Here is a 24,138-nt window from a genome sequence, read left to right as displayed (position 1 = left end):
CCCAAAACCGGATGGGCTTTGCATAGCCTTTTTCCTTCACGGGCGCGGCTGGAATCTTCTTCGTACTTACCGTAAACGAAGGTAATGTCAGTGTTCTCGCCTAAATCGAATGTTGTTGTCCATCGTAAAGCCCACTGATCGCGACCATCAATCCCATTACCCGTCCCTTGGTTTTCCGTGTAGCCCTCACGGCTCAATCCATAGCCCGACAAACGCGTTGCGATACGTTCGCCCAAGGGGATGTTGATTGCTCCACCCGCACGAATGCCGCCATAATTGCCGAGCTGCAAACTAGCTTCACCGCCCCATTCTGCCTTGGGCTTTTGCGTAATCACATTGATCGCACCGCCAGTTGTGTTTCGGCCATAAAGCGTCCCTTGTGGACCGCGCAGAACCTCTAATCGCGCGAGGTCAAAAAACTCATTTTGAGGCAAATAACCAATTGCTGCACCATTGACGAAGGATTGCACACCTAGATCAGAAGATCCCAGAGCATTGGTGCCTATGCCGCGCAAGGTGAACCGGTCATTGCCGGTCAAGACAGCATTGGGAATCGAGAACTGGATGTCCGTCGCATCTTCGATCTGAGCGCGCTCTAGCGCAGAGGCAGAGAAGACCGACAAGGCGATGGGCACATCTTGCGCGGCTTGCTCGCGCTTTTGGGCGACCACGATGATGGTCTCAATCGCCGGATCATCAGTTTGAGGCGCGCCCTGAGCCAAAGCAGGACCTGAGAAACCCAACGTCGCAATCAGTACCAATAAGGAAGGGCTTACAGCCCGTGCTTTTGCCTGTTTCATTTTTCCGCCCTTTTTTGCGCAACGCGCTTATAATAGATTTAGTCAATAAGGTAATCGCAAAAAAGAGGTGCCGTCAAGCGCTATTGCGTAAACCGTCAACAATAGATTCTGTATTATCGAGAAAGGTGACTTGCCAATGAAATAAGGCCCCTGCTTTGACTGCTCGTGATGCGCCGCTGTTAGCAGCCGCAACCGTGTTCCCGCGTTCAAACTGGAGCTCTACTCCCCCGATCAGACCAATTTGATTGAAAAAGCCAGCCTCAGATCGCTTTCGTCTTTCCAGTCAGCAATTATGAGTTGAGCAACTAAAGCGCGAAACGGCTTTCTCAATACGAAGACCGTTTTTACCAAAGAGCGCTTCAGAGTCTCAGTTATATTGTTGCACAGTTTAGTGAATTGCCCGGAACGAATCCAGCCAGTTAGCCCGAAAGAACATCATTATAAAACTTATAAAAACAATCTATTGTGGCAGAAATTGCCGATTACAGTTGCACAGTCTGGTACAAAGAATGGTTTGTAGCTTGCACAACAATATAGATGCGGCTATGTCTCAGTCTGGATTATGGGCAAGCAGGGCCTTGGTGCTTTGAGCGCTCGATGATGGAGATGTTGGGCATTGGACGGACTTTCCTGGATTGCGGGCGAATGGCGAGCATCGGCGGCTTCGAAGGCTGCCGCGAGCCTAAACCCTGCAACAGGCAGACTTGTTGGATTATTCGATGATGCGGACGAGCCCTCAGTTCGGTCAGCAGTGTCGGCAGCTTCTGATGCGTTTTATCAAGGTGGTTGGAGCACAGCTCCTCGGCTCCGGGCCTCGGTGCTGCTTCAGTTTGCCGACTTGCTTAATTCGAAGAGGGAAGATGTTGCTGCATTGCTGACTGCAGAACACGGCAAGCCGCTCGCGCAGTCGCTTGTTGAAGTTGACCTAAGCGTTTCCGAACTTCGGTACTATGCAGGCCTGGCTCGCAACATTTTCGGACGGGTTATCGAGCTTGAGTCCGGCCTCTATTCGATGATAGGTAAAGAGCCTGCCGGAGTCACGGCGATCATCGTTCCTTGGAACGCCCCAATCATATTAATGATCCGTTCGCTTGCGCCAGCGCTCGCAGCGGGCTGTACCTGCGTCATCAAAGCTGCACCCCAAACGGCATTAACTAGTGCGGCGGTGTTACGCCTGCTCGCACAGGTCCCTGAACTTCCAACCGGAGTGGTCAATTCCTTTAGTGAGACGGGCGATGACGGTGCCAAGATTCTGGTCGATGCACCAGAAGTGCGTGTTGTCAGCTACACAGGCAGCACGGACGTTGGCAAGCAGATTGCTGTGGCTGCTACGCTTACTATGAAACGAGTCAACCTTGAACTTGGTGGCAGCGCACCGGTTGTTTTGCTTGATGATGCCGATCTTCAGACAGCTGTTCCCCAAATCGTGCGGGCAGCAATATTCATTACTGGCCAACAATGCGTTGCTGCGAGTCGCCTTTTGGTTTCACATAAGCAGCTTGAAGAGGCGAAAGCCCTTTTTGCAAAATCACTCATGGATGTCGTTGTTGGGTCGGGAATTGACCCGGCCACACAAATGGGGCCGATGATTGATTTTGTAGCGCGCGATCGCATTCTGGGTTTGTTGAATGCCGTTCAGGAGCCAGATGAAATATTGGTTCGCGGCGCAGCCTTAGGTGGAGCACATGCTGACGGTGCATTTGTAACGCCGAGTTTGGTGCATGTGCGTAATCCACAATCGCCACTCATAACCGAAGAGATTTTCGGTCCAATACTGACCCTTCAATCTTTTAGTACAGACGATGAAGCCCTAGAACGCGCAAATGCGAGCAGGTTTGGACTTGCTGCCAGTGTTTGGAGTGCCGACCTCGCTCGCGCCCAAAGATTGGCTCGGCGAATTGAGGCGGGTACCGTATGGATCAATATGCACGGCGCGCTCCATCCCGAAGTCGAGACTGGTGGATACAAAGAAAGTGGTGTGGGTAGACTTCACGGCGTTGATGCAATGAACGAGTTTCTGGAATCCAAGCATATGGCTTGGACTACGAAGCAAAGGGCGTAACGATGGGCAAGTCGATTGAGGCTGCAGTCCTTAGGCAATCCGGCAAGCCTTATGTAATCGAATGCGTAACTCTCGATGCTCCGCAAGAGCATGAAGCTCTAGTCCGGATAGAAGCCTGCGGCATCTGTCATATGGATATCGACGGGCCCTCACTTTGCTCTCTGCCTGCCGTATTTGGCCACGAAGGCGTAGGTATCGTCGAGGCAATAGGTGCCAAGGCAAGCGTAAATGTCGGCGACCGCGTAATACTTGGGTACGGTTCCTGCAATCGATGCCCTTCGTGCTTGCAGAGGCATCCATTCTATTGCGACAAAAGCTGGGAAGTAACCTTTGGAGGTAGGCGACTGGATGGCAGCCCTACAATATGGGACAACTCGGACTCGCCGTTACACGCAGCCTTCTTTCAACAATCATCCTTTGCGACCCATGCGATCGTTCCCGATCATTGCCTAGTTGCAATGCCGGCCGACGTGCCTGCGGAAGTAGGTGCCAGCATAACCTGCGGCGTCATGACCGGCGCGGGGGCAATCCTGAACGTGCTCGATGTCAAAGCTGGGGAGACGGTTTTAATTGTTGGCGCAGGGGCAGTCGGTTTGGGTGCGATTATGACCGCGCGCAAAGCAGGGGCTGGCGCTATCTTGGTGGCTGATGTTCGCGAGGGTCGCCTTGAAATGGCTCGCGAACTTGGTGCGACAGCTACGTTCAACCCCCGGATGGGGGCGATGCATGAATGGGTGATGGCGCAGACCAGCCGTGGAGTAGGCAAGCTGTTGGAGACGTCAGGGAATGCGGCTGCCTTTGAAGGTGCGATCGCGAGCCTGCGAACAGGTGGCCATATGGCATATGCTATCCTCCCCAGTCCGATGGAGGAATACACCTTGAAGCCCATGCCGCTATTCGAAAAGGCCGCCAGGTTTGAAGCCCTATCGTTTGGCAACTCGGTACCGCATGACCTGTACCCCAAGATGCTGGAATGGTGGCAAGCTGGCGAGTTTCCGGTCGATCGGCTTATTTCCACATTCTCGTTTAGCGATATCAATCAAGCAATGGAGCACACCCGCACCGGCGGCGTCATCAAAGCGGTTCTTTTGATGGAGGCAACTGATGCAGAATAAGTTCAAGGTAGGCAGGCTTGGAAAAATAGTGATGGCTGGCGTTGCCCTGCTCGCTATTTTTAGTAGCCAAACCAACGCGCATTCTAGCACCTCAAAGCCGCAGCGACCTAACTTCCTGATCATCGTAGCCGATGACCTCGGCTACTCGGATATTGGATCATTCGGATCAGAAATCCGGACACCGAATCTTGACCGCCTTGCCCGATCCGGTGTGCGGCTAACGAACTTTCACACCTATGCAGCCTGTTCGCCTACTCGCGCAGCTTTGATGACTGGTGCATCGCCGCACAACGCCGGATATGGAACAATGGCGGGCGACTGGACGCCGCAGACTGAGGGCAAGCGCGGCTATGAAGCGATCTTGACTAAACGGGTCGCCACTGTCGCAGAGATACTCAGCCGTTCCGGATATCGAACCATGCTTTCGGGCAAATGGGACATGGGTGGAGTACGCGACCCCGATTATCGCCCTGCTGCCAGAGGCTTCCAGCAGCACTTTGCCCTTATCCAAGGTGCAGGTTCACATTTCGACAATAAAGGTGTTTTCCCTGACATTCCAACGGTGAACTACGTCGAGAACGGGAAGGACGTTACGCCACCCGCCGACTTCTTCAGTTCGCGCACATTTGCAGACAAGATGATCGGGTTCCTAAATCAGGAAAACCGCAGCGAGCCCTTTTTCGCTATGGTCAATTTTACGGCACCCCATTGGCCATTGCAGGCACCTGACGAGGACATAGCTCGACAGCGCGGTCGATATGCAAAGGGCTATGAGGCCATTCACGCAGCGCGCCTCGCCAAGCAACGACAAATGGGCCTGATCGATAAGTCGCAAATTGCAGCGCCTTTCGATCAGAACTGGCCATCTTGGAAGGCTTTGCCGCCAGACCTTCGACAGCTCGAAGAACGCCGAATGGAAATCTATGCCGCAATGGTCAGCGACCTTGATCGACAGGTCGGACGGATTGTTTCTGCGCTTAGAGCTAACAAGCAACTTGACAATACAATCATCATTTTCATGTCGGACAACGGCGCGGACGGCGGCAATCCGCTCGATTTTGGCGGAACGGATTGGTACCGATGGGCAGAGAAAGAGCGCGACCTTCGGCTCAGCCAAATGGGGCGACCTAACTCTTATGTCTGGTACGGCCCGCAATGGGCCCACGTTAGCAACACGCCATTTCGCCTCGGGAAGGGCTTCGCCACTGAAGGCGGCACGCGTGTGCCATTCATCGTCGCGGGTCCTGGGATCAAGAATGGGAATGCAGTGAACGGAGCCTTTACAAAGGTTCTGGATGTTATGCCCACCGTGCTGGACTATGCAGGCGTCCCAATCCCGAAGGGCCAGTTTGACGGCCGTCCCATCGAGCGCCTGGAAGGGACAAGTCTCAAGCCTCTCTTTGCAAATCCCTCATTGCCGACTCTACACGCAGCTGACGCGTTCTTCGGCTGGGAACTTTGGGCGCGGCGAGCTGGTCGCCAAGGAGATTGGAAGATTGTTTGGCAAAATCCACCTTGGGGCCCAAAGGAGCGGTGGGCACTCTATAACATCGCCAAAGATCCAGCTGAGCAGAACGATCTTTCTCAAAGCCACCCAGAAGTCGCACAAGCTCTGATTACACGATGGAATGAGTGGGCCAAGGAGCAAGGGGTAGTCCCTATTCCCTTTTTTCCATCGGACTGGAGCAATGTCCTTACTCATTTTAACTGGCGACCGCCCGAAAGCAGCCGAAAGGGCCAGCAAAAGATCGGCCGCGAATAGCAAATATCGATAGTCAAGGCTGCGGAGATCTAGGATGACGAAAAAAATGAAGATACTGATTGCCGGCGGCGGTATTGGCGGATTGACTGCAGCCGGATTGCTGCTGCAAGCAGGGCATGAGGTGCAAGTCTTTGAGCAGGCCCCTGAACTTGGCGAGGTTGGTGCAGGCATCCAGCTTAGCGCCAATGCGACCCGCGTTATGCGCCATCTTGGCGTCCTTGATGCGTTGGAGACGATTTCGGTTCGCCCACTTCGGACCGAGTTCAGACTTCATGACACTGCCGAAGTCGTCAGCGAAATTGCACTCGGAGACAGCCACGAAAGCCGGTTTGGGGCTCCTTACTTGCAAGTTTATCGACCCGATCTTCTGCGAATACTAGCGGAGCGGGTACTGGAGCAGTCCACTGCGGCAATCCACCTTAACCAGCCAATGGAAAGGTTTGAGGAACACGATCAAGGCGTCACACTGCACTTCAAAGATGGTACCACGACGAGCGGCGATGTGCTGATCGGTTCGGATGGGATTAAGTCGGTAGTCCGCGCCCAGATGCATGGAAAGGAACCGGCGAACTACACCGGCAATGTCGCTTGGCGTGTTATGGTGCCTGTCGAAAAGCTGCCGCCGAATTTCCAACCGCCAATCTTCGTCAACTGGATGGGCCCAGATAAGCATATGGTCGTTTACTGGGTGAACGGAGGCAAACTGCTTAACTTTGTGGGCTGTGTCGAAAAGCCAGAATGGAAACAGGAAGGCTGGGCGATCAAGGCTCCTTGGGAAGACCTCAAGGCCGACTTTGTCGGCTTCCATCCCGATGTGCAGACGATGATCGACGCTGCAGACCGCGAGAACTGCTTCTGCTGGGCCCTCAATAATCGGCCACGATTGCGTTTCTGGAGCACGGAGCGGGTGACCCTGCTTGGAGACAGCGCACATCCAACCTTGCCTTACATGGCCCAAGGGGCTGTCATGGCGATTGAGGACGCTGCAGTACTGATGCGGGCTTTCGAGGAGATTGACGATCGTGCGACAGCTTTAAAGGCCTACGAGTTGGCCAGAATTGATCGCACTGCCCGGATCGTCGATGAGAGCACAGAGCACGCTCGTTTGTTCCATTTTCAGACCCACGATGAGTTCCGCGAAGCATTCGCGCGCAAGGATCCGAGCAAGGACCGCGCCCTTTGGCTTTACAACTATGATCCACTTACCACGCCCTTAGTCGCGGTACCGGGATAGCCTGACCTGCCACTCAACACATCGGGATTACAGCGTCGTGACTGGCCTGTTCCCCATTTATCAGGCCAGAATTGAAAGAGGAAACGATGACCGAATACGCCTTTCCGCCGCAACCCCAAAGCTCGGTTCCAATAGCTGGATCAGTTCAGCGCTTTCCAGTACGCCGAATTTTTTGCGTAGGCCGCAATTATGCCGAACACGCCCGCGAGATGGGTTTCGATCCTGACCGTGAACCACCCTTCTTCTTCACCAAGCCAGCGGATGCAATTGTTCACGACGACGCCACAATTCCATACCCACCGCTCACCGAGAATTTCCATTACGAGGCAGAGCTAGTTGTCGCAATCGGACGAGGCGGACGAAACCTCTCTCTTGAGGACAGCCCATCCTGTATTTGGGGCTACGCCGTGGGAAATGATCTCACGCGGCGGGATTTGCAGATCCAGGCTCGTGAAAAGGGGCGACCTTGGGATTGGGGCAAAGCTTTTGACCTTTCTGCCGTTATTGGTCCCATCCATCCTGTGGCTACAGTCGGGCGTCTTGAGACAGGATTGATCCGGCTCACCGTCAATGGCACCGTGAAGCAGGATGCTGATCTAGCTGATCTGATCTGGACGGTGCCTGAAATCATTTCGATTTTGTCACACTCGATTGAAATCAAGCCGGGCGACCTAATTATGACTGGAACGCCGGCAGGCGTTGGCGCACTTGTGCCTGGTGATGTTTGCGTCGTGTCAATTGAAGGGCTCGGTAGCCTGGCCACAAAAATTGGCCCGCGTGCATGACGTTGCGGCTGCATAATTTCTTCCGGTCTTCTACTTCGACCCGGCTGCGCGCAGCACTCAATGTCAAGGGCTTGGACTATGAGTATGTGGCTTATGCCCTGCGCAAAGGCGAGAATCGATCGGCGGCCTATCTGGCAATGAATCCAGCCGGACTGGTGCCTGCACTCGAACTGGATGATGGGTCGGTACTGACCCAGTCTCTGGCGATCATCGAATGGCTTGACGAAACACATCCCACACCCCGCTTATTGCCGGCGGATGCATTTGGCAGGGCGCGGGTGCGCTCGCTGGCTTATATGATTGCCTGCGAGATTCATCCGCTCAACAATCTCCGTGTTTTGAATAGATTGGGTGCCCAGTTTAGAGCGGGAGACGAAGATCTTGCAGAGTGGTTTAGACACTGGGTAGCTGTGACTTTCGACGCAATTGAAGGCACCCTTGCCGACAGTCCACAAACAGGTCGCTTCTCTTACGGCGATACTCCCACGCTCGCAGACATCTGCCTCTACGCACAAGTCTGGAACAACCGCCGATTCTCAATTGAACCCGGGAGTTGGCCAACCATTGCGCGGATTTTCGGCGAGTTGGACGCAATTGCTGCTTTTCGCGAGGCAGCACCGCCCAACCAGCCGGATGCGGAATAACCCAGCTAAAAGGAGACCCACCATGAGCAAGACGCTTGATCACACTTCGGTCGCCCACGCGATGCAACCCGATGACACACCTGAATTGCGTGAACTGTATCGCGGCTTTTCAGAGCAAAGTTTGTTGCCACTCTGGACTCAGTTAGGCGACTTGATGCCGGTCCACCCAAAGCCCAAAGCAGTTCCACATGTTTGGAAATGGTCCAAGTTGCTACCCCTTGCGGAGCGTTCGGGAGCGTTGGTGCCTGTTGGGCGAGGCGGGGAACGTCGGGCGCTTGGCCTTGGCAATCCAGGTCTTGCACCACATGCATATATCAGCCCTACCCTTTGGGCAGCGATCCAGTACCTAGGCCCTCATGAGGTCGCCCCAGAACACCGGCATAGTCAGAACGCCTTTCGTTTTGTGGTAGAAGGAGATGGGGTTTGGACAGTGGTCAACGGTGACCCAGTGCGTATGAGCCGCGGTGACTTGCTGCTAACGCCTGGTGGAAATTTCCATGGCCATCAAAACGTAACCGATAAGCCAATGGCCTGGATTGACGGGCTTGATATTCCTTTCAGCCATCAGATGGACGTCGGATTCTTTGAGTTCGGACCTGACAAACTTTCTTGTCTTGAAACACCGGACTACAGCCGCGGCGAGCGGCTGTGGTGCCACCCTGGCTTGCGCCCATTAGCAGGACTGAAAGAGACGGTTAGTTCACCCATTGGCGCTTATCGCTGGAAGCATACAGATGCAGCACTAAGCCAGCAGTTGCAGCTGGAGGAAGAAGGTTACCCAGCAACAATTGGACCCGGCCATGCCGCGATCCGCTACATAAACCCCACGAGCGGTGGTGACGTCATGCCAACCATTCGACTTGAGTTCCATCGCCTGCGCGCCGGTAGCCAGACCGCTACACGACGGGACGTCGGCTCCACTGTGTTTCAGGTTTTTGAAGGTAAGGGAGCGGTCGTGATGAACGGAGAAACCCACTCTTTGGAAAAGGGCGACATGTTTGTCATCCCCTCTTGGATCCCTTGGTCGCTGGAGGCTGAGACGATGTTTGACTTGTTCCGTTTCTCCGATGCTCCAATCATGGAGAGGTTACACTTCATGCGCACCCAAGTTGAAGAAACGTAACCAAATCGCTCGCGGTTTGATCCACGCCTGAAGTCGCCCAATATCAAAGGACAGACCCAAGCGTGGCAAACTCGACTATTTTCCACCCGCTACCGAAGAACGGTGGAATCCGCCATAAAGCGTCCAACTCATAATCTGGTCTGGGTTAGAGAACCGATAGCGAGCGACACGTTTACTGGGATTGTCCTTCGTGTACTGATCTACAAAGGCATCACCATATAGCTCATCAACGAATCGTTTCGAGAGATCAAACTCGTTGAAGTCGCTGACGGATGGGTCCTGCGGCGTACAATTCGCTCGAACCAACAAGGTGTTACCCGTCATCGGCAGCGTCTCAGCTTCACCCATCGCCCAATTGTAGCAAGAACCCTCTGTTCTTTCAGTTTCCGAGGTCCAAACTTCCTCAAAGGTCATGGCCTTCTCATCTACCTGAATCCGCGCGGCCCGGCTAAAGTTCAAGTGCTGGGGCACTGGGGCCTTTCCAGTGAAAGGAAAAGCTTGGAACATGCCGTTGTCGTAATAAGTCATTAGCCCAGGCCCATCTACGTGCGGGTGATGCGGGCTGAACGGATAGCGGACGAACTGACCTTTTGGTTTAAGGACTTTTTCAGCTAATGCGCCGTTCCAACCAGTTGGGTCTCCGTATATCCACTTTATATCGCCAGTCTTGCGACTGATACCAATGATGGCGTCCATCTGCTTCAGGGATACAATTATAGTACCGTTCTTTTCGTCATAGGAAACACCATTGCCGTGCGTCCAATCCAGGTGACCCGGGAATCCCCTTGTCATCCAATATGGCTGAAACAGATGAAAGTGAATCCGCATTGGATCTAGGTGGTCGAAGCTGTCCCACTTCCAAAGGACCTTACCAGTAGCATCATACTCGATAATTGAGTCGCCCATGACCATCTGCGGCTTACGCGGTGCATTGGGGTCGGTTACACTCGTATAGTAGTTATCAATCCGCCGGGCGTTCGCAGACATCGCAATGAAAGTCCCTTCCTTTGTCAGGTAAGGCTCGTGATGAATGGTCTGTATGCCTTCGATGGGGATCACACTACTGGAAGGATCGCGGTCGGGCCTAAGCGCTGCCACGTATTCTCGCTCGACATTACCCAGCACATCGATAATCCGGGTTCGCTGGTCTGCCAAGGTCATGAGGATTCGTCCGTCAGGCATTGACTGGACACCAGCAATCCGTTGAGGCGACTTGTAGTACCACACGACCTCGCCATCTTCGTTTAAGGCGATGATGAGACCGAACCTGCGTTGGAAATCCCGCTGACGTGTTGTCATTAAAGAGCCACGTCCAAGGAAATTGCGACGAACGGACAGAAACGTAATACCAGGCTCAACCTTGGCACGATCAATTTCCAGCGTATCGATTTTGGGCCAGTTCAAACCAACATCTGGTAAGTTAGGTGCCCGAAAAGCCAGCTCGTTTGGTACACGTGTCAATGCCCCGCTCGAGCCTCGCAAGGAAACCGTGAAGGTAAGCTCCGAACCGGGCCGAAAGCCAACGACCGGAATCTTGGCTGAGCCATCAGGGGATAGAGGAGCTGAAAGCTGCCAGCTTTTATCAGGTCGACCTGCCAAGCGCTCATGAATAGAAACTTCAACTGAGACTGCGTTGCGGGCCTGTAGCGTAAGGACAGCTGCAAGCGGCACTGCCGGATTTGGATTCGCTTTAACAAGCGGTTCAGCAAGGAGAACAGGTGCTTTCGCCACTGCCTGTCCAACGGGCTGTGAGCCGTCAGAGCCTTTAGCTAAACTAGAATGCGATAGCCCGAGACTGACGAAGGCACCGGCAATCAAGGCAAAACCGATGTGAATTCTTGCTTTTCGCATGCTAGCTTATCCCATAGTTTGGTACCAATGCAGAACAGGCTCAGCCTGCCTCCACAACACATATTGCATCGCCAACTTGTGCCTCTTCACCTTCGGGAACGAGAATTTCAAGCATTGTGCCATTGCCCGAGGCGTCGACGACTTGGGTGACCTTATCGGTCTCAACCTCGTATATTGGGTCTCCCTCGACAAAACTCTCGCCGACTTTTTTGTGCCACTTTACAATTGTGGCCTCCTCCATATTCATACCGAATCTAGGCAGCTTTAGCTTAATTTTCACGATAAAAGGTTCCTGCGGATGCTTTCCGGGTCTGTTTGTGGCCCTCTCACGATTACCACAAACAGCACAGAGCAATAGTGATGATCACTTAGAATTTCATGCCCAGTTTAACACCATAAGTGCCCGGTTCATTGACAATGCATTGGTTGGTGAATGAACCTGGCTGGATTGTTTGGCAGAAGCGCTCGTCGAAAATGTTCTTGCCAAAGGCGGCAAGTTCCAGCTGCTGATCCTCACCAAACAAGTACCGAATTCGAACATCAAAAGTCGTGCGACTTGGCAGGAAGTCATCCGCGCCATTTTTGAAGCTAGCAAATTGGCTGCTGGTTTGCTTGAAGCTGATCTGGGCACTTAATTCATTGTCGCCAATATCAAAGGACTTCTGCACAAGCCCTGTAAATGTAGCCTTTGGCGTATGGGGAGTTCTTTTCCCCGAGAAGTCAGGTCCGCCCGATTCTTCGGGAAGGAAGAAGCTGTCGTACTTGGCATCAAGTAGTCCTAGTCCACCCTGAACAAGCCATCCACCATCCGGAGCCCACGTCAGTTCTGCTTCGATGCCGTTGATGCTGGCCTTGCCAGCATTGAGGAGAGCAGCAGCACCACCAATGAAAGTGAAGACCTGCTGATTTTCGTAATCGCTCAAGAAGCCTGCGATGTTCAGCTGGAGTTTGCGATCAAACAACTGAAGCTTTGTACCGGCCTCATAGGACGTGATCTCTTCTGGATCCACGCCTCTTTGAAGGTTAGCTATCGGTTGAGCGACCTGAAGATTATAGGCTGGGATTAGGTTGAAGGTCCCGCCTTTGAAACCCTTAGAAACGCTCGCATAAAGCAGCGCATCTGAGCTCGGCTTAAAGTTGATGCCAACCTTGCCGCCCCAATTGGTCCAAGATTTGCCGAAAGGCACATCCGTTGAATTCTGCGTGGGGTTCGACAAAGCCACGAGCGATGCCGCTTCAAGATGGGTTCCAATTGCAGGCGCGAAATTTGTCCATGCAGCAGCGCCGGCGCCTGTGCGCCTGTAAGAGCGAGCACTGCCACTCTTTGATTCATCCGAGTAACGGGCACCAGCAACTAAGCTGAAACGCTCAGAAAGCTTGAAATCAAACTGGCCGTAAGCTGAGGTGATCTCCGTTTTTTGATTGAAGATAAGTGAATTGAGACCGATGGGAGCAGTCCCAATGCCGGCGGTCAAAATGCTGCGCGCTACATGCCCGGAGTTTTCTTCTTCAAACAAGAACAGGCCACCAACAAAGTTGAAAGGCTTGTCTTTGCCATTGGTAGCCACACGGAATTCCTGTGACTTCTGAGTAGTGTCGACATCGTTGTGCACCTCAACCCGCCCGTTAGGACCAGAGTCGACATCCTCTTGGCGGCTGATGGAGTGATCAATGACAGAACTAATCGATGACAGGGTCACCGGTCCGACGTCTAGAGCCAAAGTTACTGTGTTTCCGAAAACTTCAGAATGGGCGAAGCTTGGGAAGTTGGAATAGCTTTCTTTGAACTTACCGGGTGAAACAAAGCCATAGGGGTCTGCACAGCCGTTACCAGGCTGGCGGCTTGGATTAGAGCATGGTGTCGCTCCTCCGCCTGGCTGAAGAAATCCAATTGGCAAGTAATTGGGCTGCTGACCATTGTCTTGGCCATAGAGGCTGGAATAGGTTGCGCGGAATTTCTCAGATGGATTAAACGCTAAAGAGCCCCGAACTGCATATCTGTCGCGTTCGCCCGTCCGCCCACCGCGCGTCACATTTTTCTGGATTCCGTCGCGGGTTTGGGACTGGCCCGCGAGACGAAACGCAAACTTGTCGCCGATTGGCGCACCTACGGCACCTTGAACATCAATCGAGTTAAACTGTCCGTAACTTACCGACGCTTCGCCGTTTCTGTCCTCGCCTACGCGAGCTTGCCGTGTGGTGATGTTAAGTGCGCCGCCGGTAGTACTGCGACCAAATAGCGTTACTTGTGGCCCACGAAGAACCTCGATCCGCGAAATGTCGAACAATGCAAACGTATTAAGGTTAGGGGAGTTCAGCGCCACCTCGTCGACTACCACCGCCACGGAGCCTACCTGGTTAAAGGTGAAGTTCTGATCCTGGATGCCACGAATACCGATACTTGAACCAATGCCGCCTGCGGGTTGATAGTTTAGGCTGGGCGTAAAGGCTGCGAGATCTTCAGACGAACTGAGCCCAAGTCGATTGATCGTATTCGCATTAAATGCGGTAATGGCGACTGGCACATCCTGAAGGTTTTGCGAGCGCTTTTGAGCGGTCACAATAACGACCTCGACTCCCCCGGAGTTGTCATCCGCCGCAGGGGGAACTTCCTGGGCTGAAGCCGGTGTCACGAAAGCTGCAAGCGACGTTGCGGCCAGTAAGGATCGACCAAACGCAGATGACATATTTTTCTCCCCAATACCCGTTTGTCGGGTTTCGTCACGATTATCGTAACATCAAAAAGTGTGCAACAAAAAAATGAACCTTGGCTCGTGGGATTGCACGGGCCAAGGAACAGTCAGACACAGAATTGTGATATAAAGGCTACTTATTGTCCATATTAAGCATAAAATCAGCCAGAAGCATCGAATGTACTGGAGTTCCTGTGGGTGCCCGTCACAAAATATGTGCAACAAAAATGCAAAGGCATCGCCTGTTCTGATCCAACGATACTTTAGCTGGCCGCCGCTTGTGCCTTTACCGGCTGATGACGGGCCGGAAACAGGATCAGAACAAAGGAAGCCCCAAAGGCCGCGATTCCAAACCAATGAACGCTGGTGAAGGTGTTCCCGCCAAGAAGCCAAGCCCCGACTGCCGGACCAACTGCAAGGCCAAGTGTCTGCAAAGCAACAGCATAAGTTACAACCCGTCCCGATGCGTCAAAAGAGGCCATTGTTGCGAGGAGATAAGGATGCGTCTTGTTGAAACCAAAATTGTAGACACACACCGCAATCGCGTAACTGAGGGCGGTGATCGTGCCGAAGAGGAAGTAAAGTAGTGGAACAACGCCAGCCGAAATGGCTATAGCCAGCATCACCGTCCGCCCGAAGCGCGCCCCGACGATGGTCGGAATCAAGGCACCCAAAATGCCCGCGAATTGCGCGATTGTTAGACCAAATGCTGCCTGCGGTTCGGTAAGCCCGCCGTCAATGGCAATCCGGAATAGGTATGTCCAAATTACCCCTTGTGCCAAAAAGTAGGCGAACATGGCCCCAAGTGCAGAAATGGTTAGCCCTAAAGGAAGCGGAGGTCTTGGCTGAATCTCGGCCTGTACGACATCGCCTGAAGTCGGCAGCCATCCTACTAAAGGGAGGCCAAGCGCGGCGAAAGCTGCGAAGAAGAAAAGAAGGCCTTGCATCCCCGCATACCCATAAAGGGTAGGCATAAACCCAAGTACGATGGCCCCATAGACACCTGAGAATGCGACAAGAATGCCGAAGTTCCTGTCCGGCTTATCAGTTAGACCTATTGCCGCGAAGCCGATCGAAACGATGCCACCACAACCAAGGCCGGCAATGAAGCGCATAGCCGCAAACGAGGTTAGCTCGTTTGTCAGCATGGACCCAAACTGGCCGACCACTGTCAAGGCAATGCATGCGGATAGCATGTGCCGCCAGTTGAGCCGCCGCGTGAGATAAATAAGCAGAATTGTCATAACGGCAAAGCCGGCCATTTCGATTGAGGCGATAAGACCTGCCTGCTCTTCCGAGAAACTCATGTGCGCTACCAGGCCCTGCACGAAGCCAGGCTGGACGATGAAAACTTCTGCCCCCATAACGCCCATAAACACACCAGCGGCTACGGATCGGGGTGAAGACGGATTAAATTCGGCTTTTGGTCGGTCCATTATCCGTTCACTCCTTTGGCTTCCATTTTTGTCGTCCCTCTAGTTTGGCTAAGCGAGACATCGGGCTTGGTCAAGCAAGCACTCATATTTTTGTACAACAAAATGGAAAGAATTTAAGTTTTTTTTATTCAGTCTCTCATGGCCTACTAAGTCCGAAACTTTCTAATTTGCAGGGTAATGGCAGCAGACTTCCACTACGACTACGATTGACGGACGAGATAAAATGGTCCACATAAAATGCTGAGTTTATGCATTGAGTTACAACATGTCGCCCAAAAAAAAGGCACGAACCTACCTCAAAAAGTCTCGCCCCTTGCTAATTGGCGGACAATGGCGCGATGGTAACGGCGGTGCACAAGAACTGATCGATCCAGCAACCGAGCAAGTCATTGGCTCGGCAAGTCTAGCCGCGGAAGCAGATGTCGATCTGGCGGTTGCTGCAGCCAGGAGAGCTTTTGATTCCCCAAGCTGGCGGCGCATGCCTCCTGCAGATCGCGCCAAGCGCCTTTGGCGGCTAGCGGACTTAGTCGAAGAAAATGCGGGCGAATTAGCCTATCTCGACACCTTGAATCAGGGAATGCCGTTAGGTCTGGCGGAATTCCTAAGCGGCATCGGACCAGCGGAGGCACTTCGATATTATGCCGGCTGGTGCACCAAGATTGAAGGCTCAACGACAGCGATCTCAATGGCGGACACGAGGCCATTTGGAGCGTTCGGCCCAGCACACCATGCCTATACTTTGCGCGAGCCATTAGGGGTAGTCGGGGCCATTTCGCCTTGGAATGTGCCTACTTTAATGGCGCTCGCGAAGACCGGTCCAGCGCTAGCAGCCGGCAACACTGTTGTGCTCAAACCGTCAGAACTCACCCCATTGACCGCTCTTCGCTTGGGCGAACTTTTGGCGGAAGCTGACTTCCCAGATGGAGTAGTAAACATTGTACCGGGGACGGGCGCAGTTGCTGGGGCCCATTTGGCCGCCCACCGGGATGTCGAGATGATCTCATTCACCGGATCAACCGCAACCGGAAAGGAAGTCGCGCGCCTTGCACTCGGAAATCTCAAACGCGTTGGTCTTGAGCTTGGCGGGAAGTCACCGATACTCGTCTTCGATGACGCCGATCTTGAAGCTACCATTCCAGCACTCGCAGAAGCCGTTTTTATGAATTCGGGCCAGATTTGCTTCGCCGGGACTCGGGTCTATGTCCAGCGCGGCATATTTGAAGACGTCGTGGAGGGTGTCGCCCGAATTGCGGCCGCCATGAAACTTGGTCATGGACTAGAGTCTGAAACAGAACTTGGACCACTTGTTTCAGCTCGCCAGCTTGGCAGTGTCATGGCGCACATCCAAGCTGCGCGAGCAAGCGGGGACCGGATTGTCACCGGCGGCAACCGCCTAGCTCGCAGCGGGTATTTTGTCGAACCCACTGTGATCGTTCCACAGTCTTGCAACGCACCAATTGTGCGAGAAGAGATCTTTGGGCCCGTTCTGTGCATGATGCCATTTGATACGCTTGAAGAAGCGATCGCACTTGCCAATGACACGCCATACGGACTTGCATCTGGGGTATTCACTTCCAGCCTATCCATAGCCCATCGTGCTGCAGCTGAAATTCGCGCTGGCTCAGTTTGGATAAACTGCTACGCCATGCTTGACGAGGCGATGCCTACTGGGGGCTATCGACAGTCGGGCTGGGGTCGCGAGGCCGGCCGTCAGGGTATTGAGGAACTGACACAGACCAAGAGTGTCGTAGTGCGCCTCTGAAGATGTTGACCAATTTTGCAAATGACTTAGTGGATGATAGGTAAGCTCACACTTTAGGGATGACTGTTTTGCCTACCGCCAAGCTGCGTACATATCAGACGATCCGGAAAGCCATTTTAAGCGGCACTTTCCCGCCCGGTTCTCATTTGAGGGAAGAAGAACTAAGTGAACTTTGCGAGACCAGCCGCACGCCGGTGCGACAGGCCATTCGCCGACTAGCAGATGAAGGGTTTGTTACAATCGGCGCCAACAAGCGCAGTTATGTTGCAGATGTTGACGAAATCCACGCTGAAGAGATCTTCGACTTTCTGGCCTTTCTTGAAAGCTATCTCGCAGGGTTGGCCGCTTCGCGAATAACCCCTGAAAAACTTTCTGAGTTGAAATCGATCCTCGATCTTCAAAAGCAACTTATCTCAACACATCCGGATGATGATCAAAGGTTCCTCGAGCTTAACATCCAATTCCATCGGCTGATTCATCAAGCTGGTGGCAGCCCAATATTGCTCGAGATTGCGTCGCGGGTCGAAAACTTTACACAAAGCCTCTACCTCAAGCATGGCAGAGCAACAGAAAATGCTGGCTCGGTTGAACAACACGAACAACTGTTTGAGGCTCTGGCCAATGGCGACAAAACACGCAGCGAACTTCTCATGCGGCTGCACGTCGAATCTGTTCGTAAAGAATGTCGCGAAATTTGGCTTGATTTAAATGGCAACGATGAATGATATGTGCAACAAAATATTGAATAGCGCAGCAAGAAGCATAACCTTATTCCGGCTTTCACTGAATTTTTAGAGAATAACAGGTAATAATTGTTGCACAAAAATAGAATTCCGGTCAGTGTGCCTGCAAGTATGGCAGAACCCCGGAAAGACTATGAGCCAGCCAGATCTCCATCACAATTTTACGCCAGGGCCAGAGCGCCTCAAAGCCATGCTCGAACGCATGCTGCTTATCCGTCGAACCGAAGAACAACTGGGAGCAGACTCCCGCTCTGGTGAGTTGCCCGGCAATGTCCATTTGTGCGCGGGTCAAGAAGCCATTGCCGTGGCGGTTTGCGATCATCTATCCGATGATGATTATGTTGGCAGCACCCATCGTGGCCACGGGCATTTTCTCGCCAAGGGTGGTTCAGCAAAGTCCTTGATCGCCGAGGTTCATGGGAAATCTTCTGGAGCATGCGGCGGCTTGGGCGGCTCCATGCACGTCACCGATCTATCCAAGGGCATGATCGGTGCGAATGGCATTGTTGGTGGCGGGATCGGCCTAGCGGCGGGTGCCGCACTTTCTGCGCAGGTCGCGGGGCAAGGTCAGGTCGCTGTCGCCTTTTTTGGTGACGGCGCCTCAAGCCAAGGGATTCTATCCGAAGTCATGAACATAGCGGTCCTGTGGAAGCTCCCGCTACTCCTAGTATGTGAGTATAACGGATATTCGGAATTTTCAGCATCCGCCACGGTGAACGCGGGTGAGATAGCCGATCGTGCACGAGCTTTCGGCATGCCCACCGAAGTTATCGACGGCAATGACCTAGAAGCCGTCTGGGCCGTCGCCGCGGTCGCGATCGACCGAGCAAGAAAAGGCGAAGGACCCAGTTTCATTGAGGCCAAGACCTATCGCTTGAGGGGGCATCTGGAAGCAGAGGACGGGTTCCTTCAGGCACCCTATCGCAGTGAAGACGAAATCGACCAGTGGCGGACCCGTGATCCAATCCCGCGCCTGGCGCAACGACTTGTCGAGCTTTCAGCCTTAACGGCTACCGACATCGAAGCTCTGGAAGCCAATGTCGCAGCGGAGGTGAAGGATGCTCTCCAGTTCGCTCATGAGAGCGAGCCACCCGGAATGGAACGCGTCCTTTCATCCGTATTTGTTGATCAGCGTCCGTGAGGCACCCATGGTTAAGATGAGACTAACTCAGGCCATAAACGCGGCCTATTTCGAGGAAATGGAACGAAACGAACGGATTGTCTTGTTCGGCGAAGATGTGGAAGTGAGCATGTTTGGTGACACACGTGGCTTGCATGCTAAGTTTGGCAGCAAGCGGGTGCGCAACACGCCAATCTCAGAATCGGCTATGACCGGCATGGCTGTCGGGGCTGCGATGGCGGGTACACCCACAATCTGTCACCTAATGTTTTCCAATTTCGCGCTAACTGGTTTCGATGGAATTGCGAATCAGGCCGCAAAGCTTCGGCTCATGACAGGCGGGCAAGCGCGCCTGCCGGTAACCTTCGTAGCGGCAATTGGCGCGGGAACTTCCACGGGCGCGCAGCACTCCGACACGCCCTATCCGATGTTTATGAACTTGGGTGGCATCAATATCGCAGTGCCCGCTACGCCAGCTGATGCAAAAGGGCTGATGAAGTCAGCGTTGCGCGGTTTCAATCCGACGATTTTCTTGCTGCCACGTGTGCGGGGGGCGACTTCAGGCGACGTTTCAGAAGACCCAGACTTTTTGGTGCCCTATGGAAAAGCCTCCATTATGCAAGAGGGTGCAGACATAACGATCGTAGCGATTGGATCGTGCGTCAATCATGCTATCCGGGCCGCAAAGGTACTAAAAGAAAATGGCGTTTCGGTCGAACTGATTGATCCACGTACCTTGGTTCCGCTTGATACAGACACGATCGTCGCCTCGGTACGAAAGACCGGGCGACTGGTGGTAGCAGATGAAGCACGGGACCGGTGCAGCGCTGCGAGCCACATTGCAGCGGTGGTAGGGGACGAAGCTTTCTCGTCCTTAAGAGCTCCGATCAAGCGAGTGACTGCGCCGAACATCCCGATGCCATATGCGCCGGCACTTGAACGCGCACTGCTGCCTGATCCCGAGAAGATCGTGGCTGCTGCGATGTTAACAATGGCAGGCTGACAGAAATGGGAATAGAGCCGCTTCATATCGGTTTCACAGTCGCGGACGTCAGATCAATGGCTGCATTTATGCACGCTTGCCTAGGGTTTGAAGTAACCGAACCGCGCCGTCCGCCTGCAGCTTCGATCGAAGAGGTTACAGGCGTATTGGGGGCAGATGTTGAATTGGTCTATGTTTATGCCCCCGGACTAACGATGGAACTCCTTCAGTATACGTCACCCCAGTCCGCGACTGCGGCTGGCGGGCGGCCTTGCGATATTGGAGCTTCGCACCTAGCGCTAAAGGTACATGATGTTGCTGATGTGGTGCATCGGGCAGCTGCATACGGTTTCGAGGCGGCAGCGCCGCATTTACCGCGCGTCAAAGCGGGCCCTAACCAAGGCTTGCGCGCAACATACATCCGCGACAGTCACGGCTTCACGATTGAATTGATGGGTGGGTGAAAAGCAAGGATCACGGGAGCAGTCATTACATGTCGGAGCGATAGACGAGCGTGCCGATGAGAGAGGCCTATGCATCAATACCATCTAAGAAGCTTTGATTGGAGGCATGGTTCTCGTGAGCCAATTAAGCTCTGTGTCGTCATGCCTTTGCCTAGCGCAATGCAAGAGACCAGGCTGGCAGCACGTATCTAAAGCATGATGACGAGACCATAATTGTGCAACATCTGCTTCAGGGTTCCAGCTTTCAGTGTCTGAAAAGTTGCTGAATCTGGAGCGTATATCGAATTATACTTTTGTGTTTTAAGGGTTTTATGGATACAGGACAGCCAGAAACAGAAATCAGCCATACAATGCGCTTGCCATGGCGCCAATAAATGTACTACAATTTTTTTAATAGAACGATTATGCCAAGGGGCAGATTATGCAGGGATCAACAGGCGCGAATGAAACCGTTCATCTAGAACCCAGTTCGGAGACCGCAAGCCTGATCGAGCGTGCGTCGCACGTGATGTCTAGTCGACAGAGTAACGTTCGCGCACTCGCCGAGCCGTCGATTTTTGTCGAGTCTGGCCAAGGCCAGCGGGTGTGGGATGTTGATGGCAAGGAATGGCTCGATTTCGCCATTGCCATGGGCCCAGGCATTTGGGGGCATGGTTGCCGAGAGTACCTCGATGTAATCCATACACAGCTCGACAAACTGCTGTACGTCCAATCCGGCGCTTGCCAGAGTCGGCTCGAAGTCGAGTTAGCAGAAAAAATTGTTGAGCACGTTCCTAGTGCTGAACACGTCCGGTTTCACCTGTCGGGCTCAGAGGCGGTTCAAATGGCATTGCGCTTGGCGCGGGCCTTTACCGGAAAGCCGAAGTTTGTCAGATTTGGTGGCCATTACCATGGCTGGTTGGACAACGTTATCGGGGGCGTGGTCGATCCTTCAGCCAATGACCTGCCCTACGCGGCTATCAGCGACAATGATCCTTTTTATACCGAAGGACGCGCAGAACATGCGCTTGAGGAATCCTTTCTCATACCATGGAACGATATCGGCGCCCTGAGGACTTTACTTGAAAACCACGGCGACAAGATCGCCGTGCTTATCATGGAGGTATTCAATAGTAACGGTGGCGGCGCTTCACCAAAGCCGGGGTATCTTGAGGCCGTGCAAAACCTTTGCCGACAATACGGCGTATTACTTTGTTTCGACGAGATCATAACCGGCTTCCGAACGGCGATCGGCGGCGCGCAGTCCATCGTTGGCGTGACGCCGGACCTGACGATCTTCGGCAAGGCGATCGCAGGAGGGATGCCACTTGCTGCCATCGCCGGCCGAAAGGATATCTTCAATTTGTTCAAACAGAACAAAGTAATCGGAGCGGGAACCTTTAATGCTTTCCCGGTGTCAATTGCAGCTGGCCTCGCGACAATCCGGATGCTGGAAAACGGAGGAGCGGAGCTTTACGGCCGCCGCAACCAAATGCAGGCAAAACTGGAAGCCGGACTGCGGCAAGCAGCCCAAACAACAGGCCATGATTTGGTGACCTTGGGTCTACCGGGAAACTTCTGCACTCATTTCACTGCCAAGGAACCGATGTGGACAAGCGCGGAAATTGCTGCAAACGCCGACGCTGGCAAGGCAATGCGCTTCCGACAAGGCTTACGCGAGCAAGGCATTATCCAAGGTCTAGGCAGCCGCTGGTTTGTATCATTCGCTTTGACTGAAGATGACGTCGAGACAACCCTTAGCGCTGCATCGCGCGCGATGAACAAAATCTAGATTAGATTCGTATCAAAGTCGGTGGCTGTAATGCGAATTTAGTCCGCAGCTAAAAATTGCGAACTTGGGTCCTCGCCGTGTTTGGCCGCCGCGCCTGAATGTCGTGCAAGACTAATTGCAACTGACCCAACCCCTTAAAGACCAGCCACAAGTTTGTACGAAATTCGACCGTATTGAAGCGCATCCATTCCGCCATCTCATAAATGTCCGCCTTCAGGAAGCCGCCAAACCACCCCAAGTGGCAACCTTGGCGCAAAGCAGACCAAAAGTCACCGATGTTCGCCCTTTTACCCCCGCACCCCACGCGCGGCCTCATCGAGAAAAGCAGCAAACAAAGCCTCAGCCTGATCATCGTCGTCCTCGCGTTCGAGAGGTCCTGCATAGGTAAACCATACTCGGACGAACGCGAGGAGGGTTTCACGAAGGATGGCCATGTCGCGCCCCCGCGCCAGATCGCGTTGATCCAGCCGATCAAGCCGCGCCTTGATTGTATCGGCGATGGCGTCAGCGAGGTCATGGATTAGGACGCGTTTTAGGGCATCGTTGGCGGCGCGTGATAGAGTGAGACCGCGCAGCTTGGCCTCGTGATCGAGGGCGCGGGCAGTGGTGTCATCAAGGTGGAGGGTGAGTTGCTTGCGTGTGGTCATGGATGCGCCCTCAAATCAAACGGGGTTGGGAGGGAGAGGCGCCATTGGTACGCTTAGCCAGCGCGCGCTTCAGGCGGGCAGTCCCAGAAGTGAGATCATCCTTAGTCACCAGCGACTTCGGCTTTGGCGTAACAGGAGATGCCGCCTCCTGCGCATAGACGGGCGAACCCTTCCGTCGCGACCTAGCCCCACTCTTAGGGATGTTGACCGCGACCTGCTTCGGCAGACTTGCGCCGAGCGGATAGGCGACGGCAGCCTCGCTCCAAGGCTCCGGCCCTTGGGCTTGGTCAGTCGCGGTAAAGGGAAGCCTTGCTAGCATGCTGGGGTCAGCAGGATGCAGGCGCACGGGTCGGCGGTGGGCCTGCACGATAATGATCTCGTCGGGACGAATACTCTTAACTGCTTCAGACGAGATATAGCTTCGATCGATTACGTCGGTGGAGGTTGATATCTCTTTCTTGGTCATGACGACCGTTCCAAAGAACTCGCTCGGCGTTTCCCTATATTTGAGGTCAAAGGCCGTGCGTATCTCAGCCGTTGATCGCCCCTGAACGAGGAACGACACGCCGCGTTTTTTTAAATCGGCGTGCGCTGCCTTGATCATCAAAGCCAACTGATCTGGCATATCGCCCTCAATGGCGATTAGGACCGGACGAGTACCAGAGTTTGGCGCGCCTCCAATCAAGGCACGCAGACGCAGGATCGCATGCATGAGGGGCAGGCTATCAGGATCTATAGCGTCATTTGGGTCCTTCGGCCTGCTCTCAAAGGAGAGGACACGTGGTCCGCTCTCAAAGATGTCAGCCAGACAGGGCAGCCGCGCCGAACTCAGATGATATCGCCACCCCCGTTGTGTGGCCCAAAGGCGCTTGGGGATGAGCTCTAAATCTTCAGCCACTTGTTCTTGCGCTTGCGCCCAATGGGCAAGCAATGCAGTCAACTGATCCCGCGCGCCGGGCTTTAAGATCGTCGTCCCTGCAAGCCAGCCAGATAGTTGTGCATAGAGTTGATCGGGGCTCGCCACATTACTCATCACCCCGAAGAAGGTCCGGTCAACAGGAGCCGCTGTCTCTAGGCCTCGCACCAGAAGGGCTGTTGCCAAGACACGTTGACGCTCATTGAAGCCGCAAGGCGAGAGCATCGC

At 53.7% G+C, this 24,138-nt stretch carries 20 protein-coding genes and 1 pseudogene; 14 read left to right on the top strand and 7 right to left on the bottom strand.

From position 1 onward, the window contains the following. The coding region (locus ACIQ20_RS11690) for a TonB-dependent receptor (protein ID WP_395780492.1) at positions 1 to 800 on the bottom strand (800 nt) is incomplete at its 3' end. 616 nt (positions 801 to 1,416) lie between these two features. On the opposite strand from ACIQ20_RS11690, the gene ACIQ20_RS11685 reads away from it, so the two are divergent. From ACIQ20_RS11685 to ACIQ20_RS11650, 8 genes and pseudogenes are all read left to right on the top strand, one after another. After that, complete coding sequence (locus tag ACIQ20_RS11685) at positions 1,417 to 2,862, top strand: aldehyde dehydrogenase family protein (protein ID WP_395780490.1); 1,446 nt, start codon at positions 1,417 to 1,419, stop codon at positions 2,860 to 2,862. Between the two features lie 2 nt (positions 2,863 to 2,864). Then, a pseudogene (locus ACIQ20_RS11680) lies at positions 2,865 to 3,314 on the top strand (alcohol dehydrogenase catalytic domain-containing protein); the annotation flags it as partial. Between the two features lie 6 nt (positions 3,315 to 3,320). Continuing rightward, on the top strand, positions 3,321 to 3,977 hold the full coding sequence (locus ACIQ20_RS11675; RefSeq protein WP_395780494.1) for a zinc-binding dehydrogenase: 657 nt from the start codon (positions 3,321 to 3,323) through the stop codon (positions 3,975 to 3,977). 31 nt (positions 3,978 to 4,008) lie between these two features. Further along, positions 4,009 to 5,739, top strand: coding sequence for an arylsulfatase (locus tag ACIQ20_RS11670; RefSeq protein WP_395780488.1), 1,731 nt, complete (start codon positions 4,009 to 4,011; stop codon positions 5,737 to 5,739). A 46-nt stretch (positions 5,740 to 5,785) separates the two neighbouring features. Continuing rightward, positions 5,786 to 6,973, top strand: a complete 1,188-nt coding sequence (locus tag ACIQ20_RS11665; protein WP_395780486.1) for an FAD-dependent monooxygenase — start codon at positions 5,786 to 5,788, stop codon at positions 6,971 to 6,973. Between the two features lie 86 nt (positions 6,974 to 7,059). Further along, positions 7,060 to 7,758, top strand: a complete 699-nt coding sequence (locus ACIQ20_RS11660; protein ID WP_395780484.1) for a fumarylacetoacetate hydrolase family protein — start codon at positions 7,060 to 7,062, stop codon at positions 7,756 to 7,758. Beyond that, positions 7,755 to 8,402 carry a maleylacetoacetate isomerase gene (maiA, locus tag ACIQ20_RS11655; protein WP_395780482.1) on the top strand — a complete coding sequence of 216 codons (648 nt, stop codon included), beginning with the start codon at positions 7,755 to 7,757 and terminating at the stop codon, positions 8,400 to 8,402. Before ACIQ20_RS11660 ends, maiA begins: the two co-directional genes overlap by 4 nt. Positions 8,403 to 8,424: 22 nt before the next feature. Further along, positions 8,425 to 9,525: a cupin domain-containing protein gene (locus ACIQ20_RS11650; RefSeq protein WP_395780480.1), complete on the top strand. Its 1,101-nt coding sequence runs from the start codon at positions 8,425 to 8,427 to the stop codon at positions 9,523 to 9,525. A gap of 75 nt (positions 9,526 to 9,600) precedes the next feature. Here ACIQ20_RS11650 and ACIQ20_RS11645 read toward each other — a convergent pair whose 3' ends face one another. The 4 genes from ACIQ20_RS11645 to ACIQ20_RS11630 form a co-directional block, all read right to left on the bottom strand. Then, on the bottom strand, positions 9,601 to 11,376 hold the full coding sequence (locus ACIQ20_RS11645) for an aryl-sulfate sulfotransferase (RefSeq protein ID WP_395780478.1): 1,776 nt from the start codon (positions 11,374 to 11,376) through the stop codon (positions 9,601 to 9,603). Between the two features lie 40 nt (positions 11,377 to 11,416). Next, positions 11,417 to 11,656: a lipoyl domain-containing protein gene (locus ACIQ20_RS11640; protein ID WP_346383792.1), complete on the bottom strand. Its 240-nt coding sequence runs from the start codon at positions 11,654 to 11,656 to the stop codon at positions 11,417 to 11,419. A gap of 88 nt (positions 11,657 to 11,744) precedes the next feature. Beyond that, positions 11,745 to 14,063, bottom strand: coding sequence for a TonB-dependent receptor (locus ACIQ20_RS11635; RefSeq protein WP_395780476.1), 2,319 nt, complete (start codon positions 14,061 to 14,063; stop codon positions 11,745 to 11,747). Between the two features lie 269 nt (positions 14,064 to 14,332). Then, on the bottom strand, positions 14,333 to 15,505 hold the full coding sequence (locus tag ACIQ20_RS11630) for an MFS transporter (RefSeq protein WP_395780474.1): 1,173 nt from the start codon (positions 15,503 to 15,505) through the stop codon (positions 14,333 to 14,335). Between the two features lie 265 nt (positions 15,506 to 15,770). On the opposite strand from ACIQ20_RS11630, the gene ACIQ20_RS11625 reads away from it, so the two are divergent. The 6 genes from ACIQ20_RS11625 (at position 15,771) to ACIQ20_RS11600 (ending at position 22,347) form a co-directional block, all read left to right on the top strand. Next, positions 15,771 to 17,267 (top strand): aldehyde dehydrogenase family protein, encoded by a 1,497-nt coding sequence (locus ACIQ20_RS11625; protein ID WP_395780472.1) that lies wholly within the window; start codon positions 15,771 to 15,773, stop codon positions 17,265 to 17,267. Positions 17,268 to 17,335: 68 nt separating this feature from the next. Further along, positions 17,336 to 17,992 carry a GntR family transcriptional regulator gene (locus tag ACIQ20_RS11620; RefSeq protein WP_346383796.1) on the top strand — a complete coding sequence of 219 codons (657 nt, stop codon included), beginning with the start codon at positions 17,336 to 17,338 and terminating at the stop codon, positions 17,990 to 17,992. A gap of 151 nt (positions 17,993 to 18,143) precedes the next feature. Then, a complete protein-coding gene (locus tag ACIQ20_RS11615; protein ID WP_346383797.1) occupies positions 18,144 to 19,151 on the top strand; it encodes a thiamine pyrophosphate-dependent dehydrogenase E1 component subunit alpha in 1,008 nt (335 codons plus the stop codon). A 7-nt stretch (positions 19,152 to 19,158) separates the two neighbouring features. Further along, positions 19,159 to 20,133 carry an alpha-ketoacid dehydrogenase subunit beta gene (locus tag ACIQ20_RS11610; protein WP_395780470.1) on the top strand — a complete coding sequence of 325 codons (975 nt, stop codon included), beginning with the start codon at positions 19,159 to 19,161 and terminating at the stop codon, positions 20,131 to 20,133. Positions 20,134 to 20,138: 5 nt separating this feature from the next. After that, entirely contained in the window at positions 20,139 to 20,576 is a 438-nt protein-coding gene (locus ACIQ20_RS11605; RefSeq protein ID WP_395780468.1) for a VOC family protein, read from the top strand. A 421-nt stretch (positions 20,577 to 20,997) separates the two neighbouring features. Continuing rightward, positions 20,998 to 22,347 carry an aspartate aminotransferase family protein gene (locus ACIQ20_RS11600; RefSeq protein ID WP_395780466.1) on the top strand — a complete coding sequence of 450 codons (1,350 nt, stop codon included), beginning with the start codon at positions 20,998 to 21,000 and terminating at the stop codon, positions 22,345 to 22,347. 287 nt (positions 22,348 to 22,634) lie between these two features. On the opposite strand, the gene ACIQ20_RS11595 is transcribed toward ACIQ20_RS11600, so the two are convergent. Both ACIQ20_RS11595 and ACIQ20_RS11590 read right to left on the bottom strand, forming a co-directional pair. Further along, complete coding sequence (locus ACIQ20_RS11595) at positions 22,635 to 22,994, bottom strand: hypothetical protein (RefSeq protein ID WP_395780464.1); 360 nt, start codon at positions 22,992 to 22,994, stop codon at positions 22,635 to 22,637. A 10-nt stretch (positions 22,995 to 23,004) separates the two neighbouring features. Continuing rightward, the coding region (locus ACIQ20_RS11590) for a hypothetical protein (RefSeq protein ID WP_395780462.1) at positions 23,005 to 24,138 on the bottom strand (1,134 nt) is incomplete at its 5' end.

Origin of the sequence: Aquidulcibacter sp., assembly GCF_044346625.1 — a bacterium.
Taxonomy (GTDB): domain Bacteria; phylum Pseudomonadota; class Alphaproteobacteria; order Caulobacterales; family Aquidulcibacteraceae; genus Aquidulcibacter.
The sequence above is the reverse complement of the archived record's forward strand: the minus strand, read 5'-3'. Positions and strand labels throughout refer to the sequence as shown.

Coding starts and splice junctions, on each gene's coding strand:
- ACIQ20_RS11675 (WP_395780494.1), top strand. CDS start 3,321: ATGCCGGCCGACGTGCCTGCGGAAGTAGGTGCCAGCATAACCTGCGGC.
- ACIQ20_RS11595 (WP_395780464.1), bottom strand. CDS start 22,994: ATGACCACACGCAAGCAACTCACCCTCCACCTTGATGACACCACTGCC.
- ACIQ20_RS11670 (WP_395780488.1), top strand. CDS start 4,009: ATGGCTGGCGTTGCCCTGCTCGCTATTTTTAGTAGCCAAACCAACGCG.
- ACIQ20_RS11610 (WP_395780470.1), top strand. CDS start 19,159: ATGGTTAAGATGAGACTAACTCAGGCCATAAACGCGGCCTATTTCGAG.
- ACIQ20_RS11650 (WP_395780480.1), top strand. CDS start 8,425: ATGAGCAAGACGCTTGATCACACTTCGGTCGCCCACGCGATGCAACCC.
- ACIQ20_RS11645 (WP_395780478.1), bottom strand. CDS start 11,376: ATGCGAAAAGCAAGAATTCACATCGGTTTTGCCTTGATTGCCGGTGCC.
- ACIQ20_RS11605 (WP_395780468.1), top strand. CDS start 20,139: ATGGGAATAGAGCCGCTTCATATCGGTTTCACAGTCGCGGACGTCAGA.
- ACIQ20_RS11615 (WP_346383797.1), top strand. CDS start 18,144: ATGAGCCAGCCAGATCTCCATCACAATTTTACGCCAGGGCCAGAGCGC.
- ACIQ20_RS11630 (WP_395780474.1), bottom strand. CDS start 15,505: ATGGACCGACCAAAAGCCGAATTTAATCCGTCTTCACCCCGATCCGTA.
- maiA (WP_395780482.1), top strand. CDS start 7,755: ATGACGTTGCGGCTGCATAATTTCTTCCGGTCTTCTACTTCGACCCGG.
- ACIQ20_RS11625 (WP_395780472.1), top strand. CDS start 15,771: ATGTCGCCCAAAAAAAAGGCACGAACCTACCTCAAAAAGTCTCGCCCC.
- ACIQ20_RS11635 (WP_395780476.1), bottom strand. CDS start 14,063: ATGTCATCTGCGTTTGGTCGATCCTTACTGGCCGCAACGTCGCTTGCA.
- ACIQ20_RS11665 (WP_395780486.1), top strand. CDS start 5,786: ATGAAGATACTGATTGCCGGCGGCGGTATTGGCGGATTGACTGCAGCC.
- ACIQ20_RS11660 (WP_395780484.1), top strand. CDS start 7,060: ATGACCGAATACGCCTTTCCGCCGCAACCCCAAAGCTCGGTTCCAATA.
- ACIQ20_RS11600 (WP_395780466.1), top strand. CDS start 20,998: ATGCAGGGATCAACAGGCGCGAATGAAACCGTTCATCTAGAACCCAGT.